At 75.6% G+C, this 19646-nt stretch carries 15 protein-coding genes; 8 read left to right on the top strand and 7 right to left on the bottom strand.

Annotation, left to right across the window (positions count from 1 at the left end; genetic code table 11):
* Positions 1 to 18: 18 nt before the first annotated feature.
* From CELF_RS11325 to CELF_RS11315, 3 genes are read right to left on the bottom strand one after another with little or no spacing between them, the layout of a single operon-like run.
* Positions 19 to 984, bottom strand: a complete 966-nt coding sequence (locus CELF_RS11325) for an endonuclease/exonuclease/phosphatase family protein (RefSeq protein ID WP_013771395.1) — start codon at positions 982 to 984, stop codon at positions 19 to 21.
* On the bottom strand, positions 981 to 1793 hold the full coding sequence (panB, locus tag CELF_RS11320; protein ID WP_013771394.1) for a 3-methyl-2-oxobutanoate hydroxymethyltransferase: 813 nt from the start codon (positions 1791 to 1793) through the stop codon (positions 981 to 983). Before panB ends, CELF_RS11325 begins: the two co-directional genes overlap by 4 nt.
* Positions 1794 to 1847: 54 nt before the next feature.
* A complete protein-coding gene (locus CELF_RS11315; RefSeq protein WP_013771393.1) occupies positions 1848 to 3515 on the bottom strand; it encodes an NAD+ synthase in 1668 nt (555 codons plus the stop codon).
* A 91-nt stretch (positions 3516 to 3606) separates the two neighbouring features.
* Here CELF_RS11315 and CELF_RS11310 point away from each other — a divergent pair, with 91 nt between their 5' ends.
* Both CELF_RS11310 and CELF_RS11305 read left to right on the top strand, forming a co-directional pair.
* Positions 3607 to 4944, top strand: a complete 1338-nt coding sequence (locus CELF_RS11310; protein WP_013771392.1) for a glutamine synthetase family protein — start codon at positions 3607 to 3609, stop codon at positions 4942 to 4944.
* 67 nt (positions 4945 to 5011) lie between these two features.
* Entirely contained in the window at positions 5012 to 8050 is a 3039-nt protein-coding gene (locus tag CELF_RS11305; protein WP_013771391.1) for a bifunctional [glutamine synthetase] adenylyltransferase/[glutamine synthetase]-adenylyl-L-tyrosine phosphorylase, read from the top strand.
* On the opposite strand, the gene CELF_RS11300 is transcribed toward CELF_RS11305, so the two are convergent.
* A complete protein-coding gene (locus CELF_RS11300; protein WP_013771390.1) occupies positions 8041 to 9219 on the bottom strand; it encodes an AI-2E family transporter in 1179 nt (392 codons plus the stop codon). The two genes, CELF_RS11305 and CELF_RS11300, sit on opposite strands and share 10 nt — an antisense overlap.
* Positions 9220 to 9370: 151 nt before the next feature.
* Here CELF_RS11300 and CELF_RS11295 point away from each other — a divergent pair, with 151 nt between their 5' ends.
* The 4 genes from CELF_RS11295 to CELF_RS11280 all read left to right on the top strand — a co-directional run bounded on the left by CELF_RS11295 (position 9371) and on the right by CELF_RS11280 (position 14024).
* The gene (locus tag CELF_RS11295; protein ID WP_013771389.1) at positions 9371 to 10759 is read left to right on the top strand and encodes a hypothetical protein; all 1389 of its coding nucleotides are present in this window, start codon (positions 9371 to 9373) and stop codon (positions 10757 to 10759) included.
* Between the two features lie 101 nt (positions 10760 to 10860).
* A complete protein-coding gene (locus CELF_RS11290; RefSeq protein WP_013771388.1) occupies positions 10861 to 11154 on the top strand; it encodes a hypothetical protein in 294 nt (97 codons plus the stop codon).
* Between the two features lie 129 nt (positions 11155 to 11283).
* Complete coding sequence (locus tag CELF_RS11285; protein WP_013771387.1) at positions 11284 to 12315, top strand: TIGR03885 family FMN-dependent LLM class oxidoreductase; 1032 nt, start codon at positions 11284 to 11286, stop codon at positions 12313 to 12315.
* Positions 12312 to 14024, top strand: coding sequence for an alpha-amylase family protein (locus CELF_RS11280; RefSeq protein ID WP_013771386.1), 1713 nt, complete (start codon positions 12312 to 12314; stop codon positions 14022 to 14024). Before CELF_RS11285 ends, CELF_RS11280 begins: the two co-directional genes overlap by 4 nt.
* A 12-nt stretch (positions 14025 to 14036) precedes the next feature.
* Here CELF_RS11280 and CELF_RS11275 read toward each other — a convergent pair whose 3' ends face one another.
* Positions 14037 to 15476 (bottom strand): DUF4153 domain-containing protein, encoded by a 1440-nt coding sequence (locus CELF_RS11275; RefSeq protein WP_126297749.1) that lies wholly within the window; start codon positions 15474 to 15476, stop codon positions 14037 to 14039.
* Positions 15477 to 15840: 364 nt separating this feature from the next.
* Positions 15841 to 16095 (bottom strand): hypothetical protein, encoded by a 255-nt coding sequence (locus tag CELF_RS11265; protein ID WP_013771384.1) that lies wholly within the window; start codon positions 16093 to 16095, stop codon positions 15841 to 15843.
* Between the two features lie 199 nt (positions 16096 to 16294).
* On the opposite strand from CELF_RS11265, the gene CELF_RS19525 reads away from it, so the two are divergent.
* A complete protein-coding gene (locus tag CELF_RS19525; RefSeq protein WP_013771383.1) occupies positions 16295 to 17275 on the top strand; it encodes an ANTAR domain-containing protein in 981 nt (326 codons plus the stop codon).
* Positions 17276 to 17348: 73 nt separating this feature from the next.
* Positions 17349 to 19244 (top strand): ATP-binding SpoIIE family protein phosphatase, encoded by a 1896-nt coding sequence (locus CELF_RS11255; protein WP_013771382.1) that lies wholly within the window; start codon positions 17349 to 17351, stop codon positions 19242 to 19244.
* A gap of 4 nt (positions 19245 to 19248) precedes the next feature.
* On the opposite strand, the gene CELF_RS11250 is transcribed toward CELF_RS11255, so the two are convergent.
* The gene (locus CELF_RS11250; protein WP_013771381.1) at positions 19249 to 19482 is read right to left on the bottom strand and encodes a hypothetical protein; all 234 of its coding nucleotides are present in this window, start codon (positions 19480 to 19482) and stop codon (positions 19249 to 19251) included.
* Positions 19483 to 19646 lie beyond the last annotated feature (164 nt).

Raw genomic sequence — 19646 nt, 5'->3', positions numbered from 1 at the left:
CGTGGCTCCCGGCGTGCGTCAGCGGCGGACGAGCCGGGCGACGACGGGCCGGTGGTCGCTCGCGCCCGTGCGGCCCAGGACCTCGAAGCCCGTCACGCGCCACGAGCGCCCGTCGACGAGCACGTGGTCGATCGGTGCGGCGAGCAGGCTCGGGACCGTCGACGGCCACGTCCCGCGGGCCCCGGCCCCCGCGGCGCGTGCGGCGTCCACGCACTGCCCCAGGTCCCGCAGCGCGGGGTGGTCCAGCGTCGCGTTGAGGTCGCCGGCGACGATCGCGCCAGGCGTGGACGCGCACTGCGCGACGACGAGGGCCGTCTCGGTGCGCCACGTCGTCATGGACCCCGGAGTGATCGGTGCCGCGGGGTGCGCGGCGACCAGGACCGGCCCGCCGTCGGCCGGCTCGGCGCGCAGCGACCCCAGGCGCGTGGGCAGGACCTGCGCGTCCGGGTAGACGCCGAGGTCGGCAGCGACGAGCAGCGAGGTGCCGGCGATGCCGCGCACGTCGCTGTCGGCGGCGTGGACGAGGACGGGACGGCCCGCGGCCCGCAGCAGCAGCGCGACGCCGTCGGCCGTCGTGCGCGACGTCTCCGGGAGGACGACGACGTCGGCGTCCTGGTCGAGGACCAGCCGCGCGAGCTCCTGCGGCCCCACGGTGTCGAGCGTGTTGAACGCGAGCTCCACGACCTCGTCGTCGGCCTGCGTGGGCGCGGCGGGCAGCGGCACCGACCGCCACACCAGGACCGCGACCTGCGCGAGCGCGCCGACCGCGAGCACGGCGACGAGCGGCCGCAGCCGTCGACGCGTGGTCGGGACGGCGACGAGAGCCGCGGCGAGGACCAGCGCGCCGAGGGCCAGCACGGCCCGGAACGAGACGAGCTGCGCGACGCCGAGCGCACCTGCGCCGACGGGCACGGCCAGCACGACCAGGACGACGAGCACGAGCCCCGCGGCGACCGCCGACCAGGCGCGGGCGCGGGACCTCACGCGTCGAACTGGTGGGCGGCGTCGGGGAAGGTCCCGCCGCGGACCTCGTCGACGTACGCGGCGGCCGCCGACCGCAGCGCGGCGCCGACCTCGCCGAAGCGCTTGGCGAACCGCGGCGACCAGTCGGTCATGCCCGCCATGTCGACCCACACCAGCACCTGGCCGTCGCACTGCGCGCCCGCGCCGATGCCGATCGTGGGCACCGCGACGATCTCCGTGATCCGCGCCGCGAGCGGGGCCGGCACCATCTCGAGCACCACCGCGACGGCACCCGCCTCGACGATCGCGACCGCGTCCTCGGACAGCCGCTCGGCGGCGACGTCGCCCCGCCCCTGCACGCGCGGCCCGCCGAAGAGGTTCTCCGACTGCGGCGTGTAGCCGAGGTGCCCGACGACGGGGATCCCAGCGTCGGTCAGCGCGCGGATCTGCGGCACGACGCGGCGCCCGCCCTCGAGCTTGACCGCGTCGACGCCCGTCTCCTTCATCATCCGGACCGCGGTGCCCAGCGCCTGCTCGGCGCCCGCCTCGTACGAGCCGAACGGCAGGTCGACCACGACGAACGCCCGCTGGCGGGCACGCGCGACGGCCCGCGCGGGCGGGATCAGGTCGTCCACGGTGACGGGCAGCGTCGTCGCGTGCCCGTGCATGGTGTTCCCGATCGAGTCGCCCACGAGCATCATGTCGACCCCCGCGTCGTCGAAGATGCGCGCGGTGACGGCGTCGTACGCGGTGAGCATCGTCAGGCGCTCGCCGCGCGTCTTCGCCTCGCGCAGGTGGTGGACGCGCACGCGCTTGGGGGTCTGGCTCATCGGGCTGCTCCGGGGGTCAGGACGGGTCGGGGGTCGTGCGGGCGGTGCGGCGGCTCAGGGCTCGCGCCACCGGGACGTGACGGGCAGGCGGCGGTCGCGCCCGAACGCGAGCGCCGTGACCTTGGGGCCGAGCGGGTACTGCCGGCGCTTCCACTCGGCACGGTCGACGAGCGTGACGACCTTGTCGACGACCGCCGGGTCGAAGCCGCGGGCCAGCAGCTCCGCGCGCCCCTCGGCGTGCTCGACGTACGCGTCGAGCACCTCGTCGAGCAGGTCGTACGGCGGCAGCGAGTCCTGGTCGAGCTGGCCGGGGCGCAGCTCCGCGGACGGCGGCTTCGTGATGGACGACTCGGGGATCGGCGGCACCTCGCCCCGGGCCTCGGCGTACGCGTTGCGCCACCGGGCCAGCGCCCACACGCGCGACTTGTCGACGTCCTTGAGGGGCGCGAAGCCGCCGATGCTGCCCGCGTCGTAGATCGTGGCGTAGCCCGTCGCGAGCTCCGACTTGTTGCCGGGCGCGATGACGAGGTGCCCCTCGCGGTTCGAGACCGCCATGAGCAGCACGCCGCGCACGCGTGCCTGCAGGTTCTCCTCGGCGACGCCTTCGAGCGCGAGCTGCGCCTGGAACGCGTCGACCACGGACGCGATCGGCTGCACGCGCAGGTCCGCGCCGAGCCGCTTCGCGAGGTCCGCGGCGTCGTCCTTGCTGTGCGCGGACGAGAACGACGACGGCATCGACACGCCGACGACGTTCTCGCCGCCGATCGCGTCCGCCGCGATCGCGGCGGTGAGCGCCGAGTCGATGCCGCCCGACAGGCCGAGCACGACCGAGCGGAAGCCGTTCTTGCGGACGTAGCCGGCCAGGCCGGTGACGATCGCCCGGTACACCTCCTCGTCGGGCGCGAGCGGGGCGGCGACCGCGCCGCGCACCGGCGCCGTGCCGCGCTCTGCGAGGTCCCACAGGAGCAGGTGCTCGACGAACTGCGGCGCACCGGCCAGCAGCTCGCCGTCGGTGCCGACGACGAACGAGCCGCCGTCGAACACGAGGTCGTCCTGGCCGCCGACGAGGTTCACGTACGCGACCGGCGCGTCGACCTCGCGCGCGCGCCGCTGGGCGAGCTCCACGCGGACGTGCCCCTTGCCCTCCTCGTACGGGGAGCCGTTGAGGACGACCAGCAGGTCGACGTCGTTCTCGTCCATCTGCGCGACGGGCCCGCCGTCCTGCCAGATGTCCTCGCACACGACCACGCCCACCCGGCGGCCCGCGACGTCGACGACGCACGTCGCGTCGCCGGGCGCGAAGATCCGGAACTCGTCGAACACGCCGTAGTTCGGCAGGTGGTGCTTGTCGTAGCGCGTCACGACGCGCCCGTGCTGCAGCAGCACCGCCTGGTTCGTCGGCAGGCCACGGTCGTCCGGCGCGTCGACGTCGCCCTGCCCGCGCTCGCCGACCGTCCCGACGAGCACGGCGAGGTCGCCGAGCCCGGCCGCGGCCAGCTCCGCAGCGGTGCGTTGCAGGGCCGCCTCGGCACCGCGCCGGAACGACGCGCGCAGCGCGAGGTCCTCGATGGGGTAGCCCGTGAGCGTCATCTCCGGGAACACGACGAGGTGCGCACCGGCGTCGGCGGCGCGTCGCGCCCAGGACAGGACGGCCGCCGCGTTGCCGTCGACGTCGCCCACGCACGTGTCGATCTGCGCGAGGGCGATGCGGAGGGTCGTCATGCGTCGAGCCTAGTCACCGCCGCGGGCGCGCCTCGCCGCCGGGACGTGAGACGGCGTCGACACGGCGCCCCCATCGGGCAGGATGTACGCCATGGACAGGCAGCAGGAGTTCGTGCTCCGCACCGTCGAGGAGCGGGACATCCGTTTCATCCGTCTCTGGTTCACCGACGTGCTCGGGATCCTCAAGTCGGTCGCCGTGGCGCCGGCGGAGCTGGAGAACGCGTTCGCCGAGGGGATCGGCTTCGACGGCAGCGCCATCGAGGGCCTCACGCGCGTCTACGAGGCCGACATGATCGCCAAGCCGGACCCGTCGACGTTCCAGGTGCTGCCCTGGCGCGGCGAGCGCCACGGCACCGCCCGCATGTTCTGCGACCTGCTGACGCCCGACGGGCAGCCGTCGCTCGCGGACTCGCGGCACGTGCTCAAGCGCGCGCTGTCCCGCGCGAGCGACCAGGGGTTCACCTTCTACACGCACCCCGAGGTCGAGTTCTACCTCTTCGAGGCGCCGGCCGACCCCGCGCAGCCGCTCGTCCCGGTCGACCAGGGCGGCTACTTCGACCACGTCCCGCGCGGCACGGCGCACGACTTCCGGCGCGCCGCGATCACGATGCTGGAGTCCATGGGCATCTCGGTGGAGTTCTCCCACCACGAGGCGGGCCCGGGCCAGAACGAGATCGACCTGCGCTACGCGGACGCGCTCACGACGGCCGACAACATCATGACGTTCCGCACCGTCGTCAAGGAGGTCGCGCTCGAGCAGGGCGTGTTCGCGTCCTTCATGCCGAAGCCGCTCGCGGACCAGCCGGGCTCGGGCATGCACACCCACCTGTCGCTGTTCGAGGGCGACCGCAACGCGTTCCACGAGCCGGGCGGGCACCTCGAGCTGTCGAAGACCGCGCACTCGTTCATCGCGGGGCTGCTGCGCCACGCGGCGGAGATCACCGCGGTGACGAACCAGTTCGTCAACTCCTACAAGCGGCTGTGGGGCGGCGCCGAGGCGCCGAGCTACGTCTGCTGGGGCCACAACAACCGCTCCGCGCTCGTGCGGGTGCCGCTCTACAAGCCCGGCAAGGGCAACTCGAGCCGCATCGAGTACCGCGCGGTGGACTCGGCGACCAACCCGTACCTGGCGTTCGCCGTCATCCTCGCCGCGGGGCTCAAGGGCATCGAGGAGGGCTACGAGCTCCCCGAGGGTGCCGAGGACGACGTGTGGGAGCTGACCGACGCGGAGCGCCGCGCGCTCGGCATCGACCCGCTGCCGCAGTCGCTCGACGCCGCGATCGCCGTCATGGAGCGTTCCGAGCTCGTCGCGGAGACCCTCGGCGAGCACGTGTTCGACTACTTCCTGCGCAACAAGCGCCAGGAGTGGGACGAGTACCGCGCGCAGGTCACGCCGTACGAGCTGCGGCGGTTCCTGCCGGTCCTGTGACGGCTCCCGTGCTGGGCTGCCCGCCCGCCCCGTCCGGGGCGGCGCGGGGCGTCGGGCGAGGTGCCGCGTGAGCGTCGACGGCCGCAGCGGCAGCCTCGCCGGGCGCCTCACGCGTGCCGGCGTGGCGGACGTCGCGCGCGCCGAGCGGCTGCTCGCGGACGCCGCGCTGCTCGAGGTCGTGCCCGACGCGCCCGCGCTGCTCGCCGGCGCGCTCGGCGACCTCGCCGACCCGGACCAGGCGCTCCTCACGCTCGCGAAGCTCGCGGGCGCCGTGCGTGAGCGGCCCGAGCTGGCCGCCCTGCTGCGCGACGTGCTCACCGACGACGGCCCGGCGCGGGCGCGCCTGCTCGGCGTCGCGGGCACCTCCGTCGCGCTCGGCGACACGCTCGTCGCGCACCCCGAGAACCTCCACGTGCTCGTCGACGACGCCCCCGCGCTCGGCGTGCCCGTCGGGGACGTCCGTGCCGAGCTCCTGCGGGCCGTCGGCGCCGACCCGGACGCCGCGGTCCCCGTCGCGCGCGCCGGCTCGGCGGAGACGACCGACGACGTGCGCCGCGCCTACCGGACCCGTCTGCTGCGCATCGCCGCCGCGGACGTCACGACCGGCGACCCCCTGTCCCGCCTGCCGGGTGTCGCGGCGGCCCTCGCGGACCTCGCCGCGGCGGCGCTCGAGGCGGCCCTCGCGGTCGCCCGCGCCGACCTCGACGACCACGGCGCGGGGGTCCGGCTCGCCGTGATCGGCATGGGCAAGACCGGCGGGCGCGAGCTCAACTACGTGAGCGACGTCGACGTCGTCTACGTCGCCGAACCGGTCGAGGGCGTGGACGAGGCGGACGCGCTCGCGGTCGGAGCACGGCTCGCGGCCGGGCTCGCGCGCGTGTGCTCGGTGGCGTCGGCGGAGCCCGCGCTGTGGCCGGTCGACGCCGCGCTGCGCCCCGAGGGCAAGGACGGCCCGCTCGTGCGCACGCTCGCGAGCCACCGCACGTACTACGAGCGCTGGGCCAAGACGTGGGAGTTCCAGGCGCTGCTCAAGGCCCGGCCGCTCGCGGGCGACCCCGAGCTGGGCCGCGCCTACGCGGACATGACGCAGCCGTTCGTGTGGGCGGCCGTGCAGCGCGAGAACTTCGTCGAGGACGCGCAGGCGATGCGGCGGCGCGTCGAGCAGCACGTCCCCGCGGCCGAGGCGGACCGCCAGCTCAAGCTCGGCATCGGCGGGCTGCGCGACGTGGAGTTCACGGTGCAGCTCCTGCAGCTCGTGCACGGCCGGGCCGACGACACGATCCGCAGCCCCAGCACGCTGACCGCGCTCGCGGCGCTCGCGGCGGGCGGCTACGTCGGCCGGGAGCACGCGGCCCGGCTCGCCGTCTGCTACCGCTGGCTGCGCCTGCTCGAGCACCGCATCCAGATGCACCGCCTGCGCCGCACCCACCTGCTGCCGACCGCGGAGGCAGACCTGCAGCGGCTGGCCCGCTCGGTCGGGCTGCGGGCCGAGGGCGCGCAGGGCCTGCTCGAACGGTGGCGGTCGGTGCGCCGCGACGTGCGGCACCTGCACGAGGAGCTGTTCTACCGGCCGCTGCTGCCCGCGACCGCGCAGCTGTCGACCGAGGAGGCGAGCCTCGCGCCGGACGCCGCCCGGGCCCGGCTCGCCGCGATCGGCTACCGCGACCCGGCCGGGGCGCTGCGCCACCTCGCGGCGCTCACCGAGGGCGTCTCGCGGCGCGCGTCGATCCAGCGCCAGCTCCTGCCGGTGATGATCGGCTGGTTCGCCGACGGCGCCGACCCCGACGGCGGGCTGCTCGCGTTCCGGCGCCTGTCCGACGAACTCGGCACGACCCACTGGTACCTCAAGCTGCTGCGCGACTCGGGCACGGTCGCGCAGCGGCTCGCGCACGTCCTGTCGACGTCCCGCTACGTCGCGGACGCGCTGTCGCGCTCGCCGGGGTCGGTGACGTGGCTCGCCGAGGACGCGGAGCTCGAGCCGCGCACCGCCGAACGGCTGTCCGCCGAGGCGGACGCGGTGCTCACCCGCGCGCACGAGCCCGTGCCGGCGGTCCTCGCGCTGCGCGGCCTGCGGCGCCGGGAGCTCGCCCGTACCGCCGCGGCCGACGTGCTGGGCGTCGTCACGGGGGTGCGCGCCGCACGCAGCCTCACCGCCTCCGCCGACGTCGTGCTCGCAGGCACGCTGCGGGTCGCCGAGTGGGAGGCGCGCGTCGCGCACGGGGTGGACGAGAACCCGACGCGCATGCTCGTCGTCGCGATGGGCCGGCTCGGCGGGCGTGAGATGGGGTACTCCTCCGACGCCGACGTGCTGTTCGTGCACGACCCGGTCGACGGCGCGGACCCGGTGCTCGCGCAGGACTTCGCGCTGTCGGTCGCGACGCAGGTCCGCGCGCTGCTCGGCTCGGTCGGCCCGGAGCCGGCGCTCGCGGTCGACGCCGACCTGCGACCCGAGGGCCGCAACGGTCCGCTCGTGCGGTCCTTCGACGCCTACGCGGAGTACTACGGCCGCTGGTCCTCGCCGTGGGAGAGCCAGGCGCTGCTGCGCGCCCGCCCCGTCGCCGGCGACGCCGGGCTGGGGGAGCGGTTCGTCGAGCTCGTCGCCCCGCTGCGGTACCCGGCGGGCGGCCTGGATGCGGCGACCGTGCGCGAGGTGCGCCGGATCAAGGCGCGCGTGGAGTCGGAGCGGCTGCCGCGCGGGGTCGACCCCGCCCGGCACCTCAAGCTGGGACGCGGCGGCATCGCCGACGTCGAGTGGACCGCGCAGCTCCTGCAGCTGCAGCACGCGCACGAGGTCGAGGGGCTGCGGACGACGTCCACGCTCGACGCGCTCGCGGCCGCGCACGACGCCGGGCTGCTGTCCGCCGACGACGCACGCGTGCTCGTCGAGGCGTGGGAGCTCGCGTCCCGGCTGCGGGATGCGAACGTGCTCTGGACGGGTCGAGCCGAGGGCGCGCACGCCGACGTCCTGCCGCACGACCGGCAGGCGCTCGCGGGCGTGGCACGGGTCGCGGGCTACCCGGCGGGCGCGGGCAACGTCCTCGAGGAGGACTACCTGCGCACGGCCCGGCGTGCCCGCGCGGTCGTGGAGCGTGTCTTCTACGGCTGACGGTCGTCGGTGACGATCGGCGCGACGGGCGACGGGGCGTCCTCGACGCCGCGCCAGCCCTGGTCCTTCTGCGTCTGCTCGTCCTCCTCCAGGAGCGCGGCGTCGACGAGCTCGTGGCGGCGCACGTAGGTCGACGACACGGCCTGGATCGTGGCGGCCACGGGCAGGGCGAGGAACGCGCCGATCGGCCCGAACACGGCGCCGAACGCGATGACCGCGAGGAACGAGACCGCGGGGTTCAGCTCGAGCGACCGGGCGGACACCTTGGGCGAGAACACGAGGTTCTCGACCTGCTGGTAGGCGATGATGAACGCCAGCACCGCGAGGCCCTTGACCGGGCTCACGGCGAGCGCCACGGCGACGGGCAGCGCGCCGCCGATGTAGGTGCCGACGGTCGGCACGAACTGCGACACGACGCCCGTGAAGGCGGCCAGCGGCAGCGCGTAGGGGATGCCCAGCACGGTCAGGAAGATGAACGTGAAGACCGTCGCGAGCGCCGCGAGCACGATGCGCGAGTTGATGAAGTCCGCGACCTTCTCCTGCGACACCTCCCACAGCCGCTGCACCTCGCGCTGACGACGGGGCGCGAAGAGCCGCAGCACGGCGGCCCGGAACCGCGGTCCGGCGCTCGCCATGTAGTAGACGACGAGCAGGACCGACGACAGCGTGAACAGGCCGCCGACGATGGACGAGCCGATGCCGATGATGCTCGGGGCGAGCGACTGCCAGTTGTCGCCGATGCTCGCGACGAGCTCGTCGACCGGTGGCACCGCGACGCCGAACGCCTCGTCGAGCCACGTCGTCAGCTGCTCGTAGTAGTCGGGCAGGGACTGCACGAGCTCGACGAGCTGCGCCACGAACAGGCCGCCGAACAGCGCGGTGATCGCCAGGACGACGACGATGCCGCCGACCATGACGATGCCGGTCGCCCGGGTACGCCGGATGCCGTGCCCGACGAGCCAGCGGATCAGCGGCTCCATCGCGAGCGCGATGAACCACGAGATGACGACGATCGTGATGACGGCGCCCAGCAGCGACAGCGCGCGCCACGCGAGGAGCCCGAGGAACACCGCGGCGGCGGTCATGGCGAGCGCCCGCGGGAGCCAGGCGGGAGGCTGTCGCGGGTCGCGCACGGCCTGCTCCTGCGCGGGGACGGGGGGTCTGGGCATCGGTCCCTCCGGGGTCGACGTGCACGTGGGTGCGGCCGGCGTCCGGGCGCAGGGGTGCGCCCGCACGCACGGTACCCGCGCCGGGTGTCGCGCGCCGACGTGCCACGCGACGACGCTCGGACCGAGCGGGTCGCGCGGGTCGGGAGGGACGATGGCCGGTCAGGACGGGTCGGGGACGACGGGTGCGGGGGCTGCGCCCGACGAGGACGTGCGCGCGCTGCGGGCACGGCTCGCCGAGCTCGAGGCCGAGAACGCACGGCTGCGGGCCTCGGGCCCGGCGCCGGGGGTGGCCGCGGCGGAGAGCGGGCCGCGCCGTGACCGGCGGCCGGGGCGTGCGACGGCGTCCGTCGTGCTGCTGGTGGTCGGCGCGCTGCTCGCGCCCGTCGCGGCGGTCGCGGCGTGGGGCCGTGGGCTCGTGACGGACACCGACCGGTACCTCGCGACGGTCGCGCCGCTCGTCGACGAGCCGCAGGTGCAGCAGGCGGTGACGAGCCGCGTGACGGGTGCGATCGTCGACGCGGTGAACCTCGACGGGCTGGTCGAGGACGCGACGACGGCGGTGGCGGACGCGGGCCTGCCGCCGCGGCTGTCGTCCGCGGTGCTCGCCCTGCAGGGCCCGCTCGTCGACGCGGCGACGGGCTTCGTGCGCCGCACGGTCGAGCGCGTGGTGGAGTCGGACGCGCTGGACACGGCCTGGACGGAGGCGAACCGGGCGGTGCACTCCCAGCTCGTCGCGGTGCTGCGGGGTGATCCCGACGCGCTGGCGTCGATCGACGCGCAGGGCACGCTCACCGTCGACTTGACCCCGGTGATCACGGCGGTGCGCTCGACGCTGTCCGAGGCGGGGTTCACGGTCGTGGACCGGCTGCCGACGATCTCCGCGAGCTTCCCGCTCATGAGCAGCGCGGACCTGGTGCGGCTGCAGAACGCGTACGGCGCCGTCGACGTGCTCGGCACGTGGCTGCCGTGGCTCGTCATCGGGCTGCTCGCGGGCGGCGTGCTGCTGGCCCGCAACCGGTCGCGGGCTCTCGTGGTCGCGGGCCTGACCCTGGCGGGTGCGATGCTCGTGCTCGGCCTGGCGCTCGCGGTCGGCCGGTCCGTCTACGCGAACGCGCTGCCACCCGAGGTGCAGCGGCCCGACGCGGCGGTCGTCGTGTACGACCAGGTCGTCTCGCTGCTGCGGGTCACGCTGCGCTCCGCCCTCGTGCTGGGCGTGGTGGTGGCGGCGGTCGCGTTCGTCTCCGGCCGGACGGCGGCCGCGGTCGCGCTGCGCCGGTCGTGGTCGCGGGGCGTCGCGGGCCTGCGGACGTCGGGGGAGCGACGCGGGGTCTCGACGGGCCCTGTCGGCGTCTGGCTGGACGAGCAGCGCGTCCTGGTGCGGGTGGTCGTCGCCGTGGGCGCCGCCCTGGCGATCGTGCTGGGGTCGCCGCTCACGCCCGCGTACGTCGCGACCGTGGCGGTCGTGGCCGTGGTGCTGCTGGCGCTCGCGTCGCTGCTGGCGCGGCCCCGCTCGGGGGACGTGCGTCCGGTGGGGGTGTGACGCACGCGACGCACGGGAGCGGGTGGGTCCACGGCTTTCGTCCCATGAATGGGCAAGCGTTTCCCGTAGGCTGGAAGCGTTCCCATCACGAAGGACCCGCCATGAACATCACGCACCTCACCGCCCTGGCCGCCGGCGTCTCCGGCCACCCCGCCGCCGGGCTCGTCGCCTTCCAGGCCGCCTCCGGCACGGCGTTCGAGCCCGAGTCGCACCGCGTCACGCTCCGCGCCCGCCTCGTCGAGCGCGTCCGCGCGCGCCGCGCCGCCGCCGCCGCGACCCCCGCTCCGTCGGCCACCGTCGTGCCGCTGCCCGTCACGGTGACCAACCGCGCGACGCGGGACAACACCGCAGCCCCCGCGACGCGCCCCGCGTCGGCCGGAGCCGGCCACCGCTGAACCCGGCCGTGCCGCGCGCCGTCTGCCGGCGCGCGGCAGGGGGAGGGACGCCCGACGTGCGGCGTCCCGCCGGCGGGATGCGGGCCCCCGACGCGCGGCCTCGCCCGTGAGCAGGTAGGAACGGTCGTCATGACCGTCGTCGGATTCCACCACTCGCACGAGCAGGTCCACCCGCGCGCGCTCCTCGAGGCCGCCCGCCACGCGCAGGACGTCGGCTTCGACGCCGGCATGTGCTCGGACCACTGGGCGCCCTGGAGCGCGACGCAGGGCCACTCCGGCCACGCCTGGACGTGGCTCGGCGCGGCGCTCGCGTCGACGACCCTGCCGTTCGGCGTGGTCAACGCCCCCGGCCAGCGGTACCACCCGGCGGTCGTGGCGCAGTCCGTCGCGACCCTCGGGGCGATGTTCCCCGGCCGGTTCTGGGTCGCGCTCGGGTCCGGCGAGAACGTCAACGAGCACATCACCGGCGACCGCTGGCCTGCCAAGGCCGAGCGGGACGCGCGCCTGCGCGAGTGCGTGGACGTGATCCGCGCGCTGCTCGACGGCGAGGAGGTCACGCACCGCGGGCTCGTCACCGTCGACCGCGCGAAGCTGTGGACCCTCCCGGACGAGCGTCCCCTGCTCGTGGGGCCCGCGGTGACGCCCGCGACCGCCGCGCGGCACGCGCAGTGGGCCGACGGCCTCGTCACGGTCAACCAGGACCCGCGCGTGCTCCGCGAGGTGCTCGAGGCGTACCGGTCCGCGGGCGGCCGCGGGACGGTCGCGCTGCAGGTGCACGTCGCGTGGGCGCCCGACCCGGACACCGCGTTCGCGCTGGCCCGCGAGCAGTGGACCGCGAACGTCGTCGGCCCGCCCGTCGCGTGGGACCTCGACCTGCCCGAGTCCTTCGACGCGCTCGTGCCGCACCTGTCCGACGACCTCGTGCGCCGGTCCGTCCTCGTGGAGCACGACCCCGCGCGGCTGCGGGACAGGATCGCCGCGCTCGTCGCGCTCGGCTTCGACGCCGTCTACGTGCACCAGGTCGCGACCGACGACGAGCCCGGCCGCGGCAAGCACCCGTCCGCCGCGCCCACCGCCGCCCCCGCGGGCACCGGGCTGCGGGCGTTCCTCGACATGGCGGGCGAGCACCTCGTCGGCGCGCTGCGGGAGGTGACGGCATGAGGCTGCGCGACACGGGCGACCTGTGGTGGAAGAACGCGGTGATCTACTGCCTGGACGTCGAGACGTTCATGGACTGGAACGACGACGGCATCGGCGACTTCCCGGGGCTCGTCCAGCGCATCGACCACCTCGCCGACCTCGGCGTGACGTGCCTGTGGCTCATGCCGTTCTACCCGACGGCCGACCGCGACGACGGCTACGACATCGTCGACTTCTTCGCGGTCGACCCCCGGCTGGGCGACGCGGGCGACCTCGTCGAGCTCATCCGCACAGCGCGCGACCGCGGCATCCGCGTCATCGCGGACCTCGTGGTCAACCACACGAGCGACCGCCACCCGTGGTTCCGCTCGGCCCGGCGCAGCACGGAGTCCCCCTACCGGGACTTCTACGTGTGGAGCGCGACGAAGCCGCCCGACACGTCCGACCAGGTCGTCTTCCCCGACCAGGAGTCGGGCATCTGGACGTTCGACGAGGCGACCGGCGAGTACTACCGGCACCGCTTCTACCGCCACCAGCCGGACCTCAACACCGCGAACCCGCAGGTCCGCGACGCGATCGCGAAGGTCGTGGGCTACTGGGCCGAGGTCGGGCTGTCGGGCTTCCGCGTCGACGCCGTGCCGTTCTTCCTCGCCGACGCCGCCAAGGGGCCCGGCGACGAGATCGAGCGGCCGCACGACTACCTCAAGTCGCTGCGCGCGTTCCTCACGCGGCGCACCGGGGACGCGATCCTCATGGGCGAGGTCAACCTGCCCTACGAGCAGCAGCGCCAGTTCTTCGGCGACGACGACGGCGACGGCGAGTCGGACGGCGACGAGCTCACGATGCAGTTCGACTTCGTCGGCATGCAGCAGCTGTACCTCGCGCTCGCCCGGCAGGATGCCGGGCCGCTCGCGGGCGCGCTGCGCTCGCGTCCGCCGATCCCGCGCGACGCGCAGTGGGCGACGTTCGTCCGCAACCACGACGAGCTGACGCTCGACAAGCTGTCCGAGGACGAGCGGGCCGAGGTGTTCGCCGCCCTCGGGCCCGACCCCGACATGCAGCTGTACGGCCGGGGGCTGCGCCGGCGGCTGCCCCCGATGCTCGGCGGCGACCCGCGCCGCGTCCGCATGGTCTACTCGCTGCTCTTCTCGCTGCCCGGCACGCCCGTGCTGTTCTACGGCGAGGAGATCGGCATGGGGGAGAACCTCGCGGCCGAGGGCCGGCTGGCGGTCCGCACGCCGATGCAGTGGACCTCGGAGCGCAACGGCGGGTTCTCGCGCGCGCAGCGCGGGCGCCTCGCCGGGCCCGTCACCGAGGGCGGCTACGGGCCCGAGCACGTCAACGTGGCCGACCAGCGACGCGACCCCGAGTCGATGCTGACGTTCGTGCAGACGCTCGTGCGGCGGTACCGCGAGAGCCCCGAGCTCGGCTGGGCGACGGAGGTCGAGATCCTCGACCAGCCGCACGCCGCCGTCCTCGCGCACCGCAGCACGTGGCAGGACGGCTCGACGCTCGCGCTGCACAACCTGGGCGACGAGTCCGTCGAGGTGCCCCTGCACCTTCCCGACGCGGTCCCCGACGACGACGGCGGCGAGCTCGTCCGGCTCGTGGACCTGCTGCACGCCGAGGAGTGGACCTGCGACGAGCGCGGTCGGGTCACGGTGCCGCTGGCCGGGTACGGGTACCGCTGGCTCCGCGTGGTCCGCGAGGGCAGCCGCCGCCTGCTGTGACGCCGGCGACCCTCAGCGCGACGGCACGCAGTCCTCGGGCGCCGACGACCACGCGGAACCGCGCGCGTCCTCGACCTGCCACGCCCGCTGCCGGGCCAGGTTCCACCCGAACCCGCCCTCGGGCTCGCTGACCTGGGCGCCGGCGAGCAGGCAGGTGCGCAGCGGCTCGTCGACGGCGTCCATCGCCGGCACCGCGTCCGCCGAGAGTCCCTGCAGGTACCGCACGTCGAGCGGCACCGCCAGGTCGGCCTGCGCGTTGTGCCGGACGATGAGGGCGTCGGGGTCCGCGACGGCGAACGCGAGCACCGCGCCCCCGACGAGCCCGGCCACGACGCGGGGCAGCCACGCGCCGCTCCACCGCACGCCGGCGACCAGCAGGAGCACCAGCACGACGCCCATGACGCCCTCGGCGACGGCGACCGTCGTCCGCAGGCGCGTGAGGCCGAACGCGTCGACGTACAGGTCCATCCGCCGCAGCGCCGACAGCACGACCCCGAGCGTGCCCACGCAGAGCACCGCCAGGCCGACGCGCACGACCAGCGTGTCGCGCGGACCCGAGCGCGGAGCGCGGCGCACCGCGACCGCCAGCACGACGAGCGTGAGCGCCGTCGCGACGACCAGCTGGGCGAACCCCTCCCGCGCGTACTGCGCGTAGCTGAGACCCTCGGTCTCGAGCACGTGCCGGTGCCCGCCCGCGAGCGCGCTGACCTGCACGCCGACGAAGCCGAGCACGACGGCGTCGAGCGCGGCCACGGGGAGCACCCACTCGGCCGACGACACCGGCCTGCCGGGGCGGGCGGTCGCCGCCGACCACGGGGGCGGCGCGAGCGCGAGCTGCGCGCCCGTGAGAGCCGCGCCCGCCGCGAGGAGGCCGACGAACGCCTGCCCCGGCAGGTGACCGACGTCGAGCCGGGGCAGCAGGCTCGCGAACACGGGGTCGGCGCTCGCGAACAGCGCGCCGAACACGACCACGAGGAGCACGGCGACCGCGCCGCCGCGCAGCACCAGCAGCAGCTGCCCGCGCCGCGGTCCGACGGCCTCGCCGAGGCCGTGCCGCAGCCACGGAAGCGCGCGCAGCGCGCCGGCGCACCACGACGCGGGCGCGGCCAGCACCGCGAGGGCGGTGCGCGCCCCGGTGAGCGCCGCGGTGGCGGTCCAGGTCGCCGCCAGCACGCACAGCGCGAGCACCCACCCGGCGTCGCGGACGGCCGCCACGCCGAGCAGCGCCACCGACAGCACCGCGAGCGAGCCGTCCGTGACCGACCGTCGGCGCACGAGCGCGGGCGTCGCGGCCGCCCACAGCACCGCACCCGAGAGCGCGACCCCGAGACCCGGTCGGTGGCCCACCACGGCGACCCCGACGAGGAGCCCGGACGCCGTCGCGACCGCGAGCGTCGGCAGGGGTGCGGCCCGCCCCCCACCGGCGCGGAACTCCCGCACGGCACGCGTCACGGGGCCTGCCGGGGCCGGGGGGACGACCGGGTGGTACGGGCTCCCGGCGGGCGGGGGCGGCGCGAGGACCGGCGCAGCGGGCGACGACGGAGGCGGACCGTACGGTGCCGTGCCCAGCGGTACGCCCGCCGGCGGCGCCGCGGGCGACGGCGCGCCGCCCGACGGTGCGGTCGGCGCGGGGCCCGCCGGCGGGGTGGGGGAGTCGGGGGTGGGCTGCGGTGCAGGGGTGGGGGGCTGTGAGCCACCTGTGCCGGTCATGGCCGTCACGGTAGAGCGGCAGGTGGACGCCGCGCGGGCGTCCGGGGCGGAGGTCTGGTGGACGTCGCGGTGCGTTCCGTGAAGGTCGCGTGGTGCCGCCGGCGGGTCAGGTCCGCAGGGCGAAGGGGCGGCACGGGCCGGCCCCCGCGCGCGCGGCCGCGCCCAGGTCCGCCAGGGCCTCGGCGGTGACGTCGGCGGCGCTCACGTCGACCACGAGGTCCGGCTCGATGCGCTGCGCGCGGGCCACGACGTCGAGGAGCGCGGGCACGTCCGTCCGCCCGACCGGGCCGCTGACCTCGACGAGCGCGTCGTCCAGGTCGAGGCGGACCAGCGCGTGCATCCCCGCCGGACCGCTGACCACGCCACCCCCCGCTCCTCGCGGGCCACCCTGCGAACTCCTGACCACGCTACGCGCGCGACCGTCCCGGCGCGCGAGCGCACCCGCGGCGCACTAGCCTCGACGGATCCGGACGGCGACCTCGAGCGCCGCCGGCACGGGTTGAGCAGCAGCCCGTCGGGCAGTCCAGCAGCGGCCTCTCGGTGGCCGGGTGGAGGGCGCCGTGCACCCCCAGCATGCGGCTCAGGTCGGGCAGTACCACTTCACTGCGGACGGTGACCGCTGGTGGTGGTCGGACGGGATGTTCGAGATCCACGGCATGGAGCCGGGCGAGGTCGTGCCCACGCGCGACCTGTTCCTCCGTCACGTCCACCCCGACCACGCGGAGCGGGTCGCCGCGGCGATCGCTGCGTGCGAGCGGGACGGGGCGCCCCTCGGCGAGCACTACACGCTCGTCGACCTCACGGGTGCGCACCGCACCGTCACGTTCAGCGGGGCGCGCGAGGACCGGGCCGAGGGTGGCGTCGTCAGCGGCTTCCTCGTCGACGTGAGCGCCGTGCAGCGCGAGACCGTCGCGAGCGAGGTCAACAGCCAGCTGCACCAGGCGCTGGAGTCCCACGCGGTGATCGACCAGGCCAAGGGCGTGCTCATGCTCGTCTACGGCATCGACGGCGACGCGGCGTTCGAGCTGCTGCGCTGGAGCTCCCAGCAGCGCAACGTGCGGCTCCTCGCGCTCGCCGAGCGGCTGGTCACGGCCGTCGAGGCGGCCGGCGGGCTCTCGCCTGTCTGGCGCGCGAGGCTCGACGAGCTCTTCTTCCAGTCCTTGGCCGACGAGGCTGCGGCGGTGCCCACGCCGCAGGAGACGCAGACGCTGGTCCTGTCGACGCGGTCCGTGGGCGGCGTCCCCGTGGTCGGGGCCCGGGGCCCGGTCGACCTGGCGACGGCCGGCTCGCTGTCCGCGGCCGTGGCGGCCGTGATGCACGAGGCGAAGCGCTCGGGCCGGATCGTCGTGGACCTGCGCGAGGCCGCCCACGTCGGCTCGGCGGGCGTCTCGGTGCTCACGTCGCTCGACCGCCGGGTCCGGGCGCAGGGCGCGCGCCTGACGGTGCTCGTCGCCCCCGACAGCTCGATGCTGCTCGCCGGCGGGCACGGGCTCGACGTGTCCGTCGTGGACGCACTCGGCAGCCTGGCCGCCCTGAGCTGACCGGCTGCGTCGACGAGGTCGCGCCGGCCACCCCTCGCGCGCGCCGCGCGCACGGCGGTGCCAGGGTGGGCAGATGCACGCGTCGTCCCTCCCGCCGAGCGTCGAGGCGTCGGTCCGCGCGTTCGAGGACCTGCCGGTGGCGGTCGCGGCGGTCCAGGAGGACGGGCTCGTGGTCGCGGCCAACCGTGCCGCGCGCGCGATCGGTGTCGGCGACGTCGTGGGGCGCACCGCCGAGGAGACACTGACGGCTCCCGTCGCGCAGCGGGTCGTGCCGCGCGTCCTCGAGGCGCTGCGGACGCGGCGCCCCATGCCGGCGGAGCACGTGCTGCTCGAGGTGGGTACGAGCGGCGACCGCCGCGACGTGTGGCTGCGGTGGTCGCTCGACCCGTGGTACGACGCCGACGGCCGCTACCGCGGCGTGATCGTGCTCGCGCAGGACGTCACAGCGCTCGTCGAGGAGCGGCTCGCAGCCGAGCGGCGGCTCGTCGGTGCGCAGGAGCGTTACGCCGTCGCCCGTGACGTCGTGATCGCGCTGCAGGGCGCGCTGCTGCCCGCGAGCGTGCCGGTGCTGCCGCGTGTCGACCTCGCGGCGACCTACCTCGTGGCCGGCCGCGAGCAGGCGGCGGGCGGTGACTGGTTCGACGCCGCCGTCACCCCGGACGGCAAGGTCTCGTGCGTGGTCGGCGACGTCGTGGGGCACGGTGTCGCGGCGTCGGCGGCGATGAGCCAGCTGCGGGCCGTGATGGCGTCTCGCCTCCTGGACGGCGCAGGCGTGTCGGAGGCCCTGGAGTCCATGGACCGGTACGCGCGCGTCGCGAGCGACGCCTTCGCGACGACCGTGTGCGTGGCGCTGCTCGACCCCGAGACCGGCGAGCTCGAGTACGCGACCCGTGGCCACCCCGCACCACTCGTCGTGGGCCCCGGCCGCGCGCGCCGGCTGCCGCCGACCGGCGGCGGCCCGTTGGGCGTGGAGGACAGCAGCGTGGTCCACCGCGACCACGTCGGCGACGACGAGGCGCTGCTGCTGTTCACCGACGGCCTCGTGGAGGTTGTCGGGCAGCCGCTCGACCAGCGTCTGCAGCGGCTCGCGGACGCCGCCGTGCAGGCCGTGGACGGCGTCGTCGTCGGCCGCTACGCGGGACGCACGCTCGCCGAGCGACTCTGCCTGCACGTCCCGTGGGTGCTCGACGAGGGGTTCGTCGACGACGTCACCGTCCTCGCCGCGTCGCGCCGGCCCGCCCCGCCCGACCTCGCCTTCACGGTGCGTGCCACGGCGACGCAGCTCGCGACCGTCCGGGAGCGCGTGGCCGCCTGGGCCGCGCTCGTCGGGCTGGACCACGAGGAGCGCGATGCCGTCGTCCTCGGGGCGAGCGAGGCGGCGGCCAACTGCGTCGAGCACGCGTACCTCGACCGGGAGCCGGGGGAGATCCGCGTCGAGGGCCGCCTGCGCCGGACCACGCTGACCCTCGCGGTCGAGGACGACGGCACGTGGCAGCCGGCCACGCCCGACACGAGCGGGCGCGGGCGAGGGCTGGCGATGGTGGCGTCGAGCGGCGCCCGGCTCGCGGTTGACGCGCGGGAGACCGGCACGCGCGTGGAGCTGGAGCTCGACGCGCGGCGACGGGCCCCCGTGCAGCCGCCGGTGACCACTCCGGCCACCTCGCTCTCGGGCGGCCCGCTCGTCACGGTCGCCGCGGACGGGGTCATCCACGTGGCGGGGGTGCTCGACACGGAGGACGCGGCCCGCCTGCTCGACGCGCAGGTCACCGCGACGTCGCGCGGGGGAGTCGTGCCCGTGATCGTCGAGGTGGCACCCACGGCGTTCCTCGGCTCCGCCGCGATCCGGGCGATCGAGCGCTGCGTGCGCGGTGCCGGCCGGGGCTCGGGCGGGGTCCGCGTGGTGGTGCAGGCGGGCAGCCTGTCCGCCCAGACCCTCGCGGTGGCGGGCACCCCCGTCGTCGTGCGGTGAGGCGTCAGTCGGACAGCCAGCGGATGACGACCTGACCGAACGCCGACACGATCGCGAGCTGGTTGCTCGCATGGCAGCTCTGGCACGTGACGGTGTGGTTGGTCCACGCGACGTTCGGGTCGGTGTCCGTCGTGGTCACGGCCACGTTCGGTGCGTTGCAGCGGGGGCAGCGCAGGCGTGCCTGCTCGTCGATGACGGGTGTCGTCCCCGGCATCGTCGCCGGTGATGAGTGGCTCACGTGGTCCTCCGGTGGTGCGTGGTGCGAAGGCATACGTCTCCCAGTGCACCACGACTCGCGGCGATCCGCGGAATTCGTCCGATCTCCGACCCGCCGCTGCCACGGCGGTGGCTCCGTCGTCGATCCGCCGCACGGGTGAACTGCAGGCCCGATCGAGGGGCGTC

Source organism: Cellulomonas fimi ATCC 484 (assembly GCF_000212695.1).
Taxonomy (GTDB): domain Bacteria; phylum Actinomycetota; class Actinomycetes; order Actinomycetales; family Cellulomonadaceae; genus Cellulomonas; species Cellulomonas fimi.
Note: the sequence above shows the minus strand (reverse complement) of the source record. Positions and strands in the feature narration are given on the sequence as shown.

Excerpts from the sequence above, each read along its gene's own strand:
- panB (WP_013771394.1), bottom strand. The coding sequence starts at position 1,793 with ATGAGCCAGACCCCCAAGCGCGTGCGCGTCCACCACCTGCGCGAGGCG.
- CELF_RS11315 (WP_013771393.1), bottom strand. The coding sequence starts at position 3,515 with ATGACGACCCTCCGCATCGCCCTCGCGCAGATCGACACGTGCGTGGGC.
- CELF_RS11310 (WP_013771392.1), top strand. The coding sequence starts at position 3,607 with ATGGACAGGCAGCAGGAGTTCGTGCTCCGCACCGTCGAGGAGCGGGAC.
- CELF_RS11300 (WP_013771390.1), bottom strand. The coding sequence starts at position 9,219 with ATGCCCAGACCCCCCGTCCCCGCGCAGGAGCAGGCCGTGCGCGACCCG.
- CELF_RS11295 (WP_013771389.1), top strand. The coding sequence starts at position 9,371 with ATGGCCGGTCAGGACGGGTCGGGGACGACGGGTGCGGGGGCTGCGCCC.
- CELF_RS11290 (WP_013771388.1), top strand. The coding sequence starts at position 10,861 with ATGAACATCACGCACCTCACCGCCCTGGCCGCCGGCGTCTCCGGCCAC.
- CELF_RS11285 (WP_013771387.1), top strand. The coding sequence starts at position 11,284 with ATGACCGTCGTCGGATTCCACCACTCGCACGAGCAGGTCCACCCGCGC.
- CELF_RS11280 (WP_013771386.1), top strand. The coding sequence starts at position 12,312 with ATGAGGCTGCGCGACACGGGCGACCTGTGGTGGAAGAACGCGGTGATC.
- CELF_RS11255 (WP_013771382.1), top strand. The coding sequence starts at position 17,349 with ATGCACGCGTCGTCCCTCCCGCCGAGCGTCGAGGCGTCGGTCCGCGCG.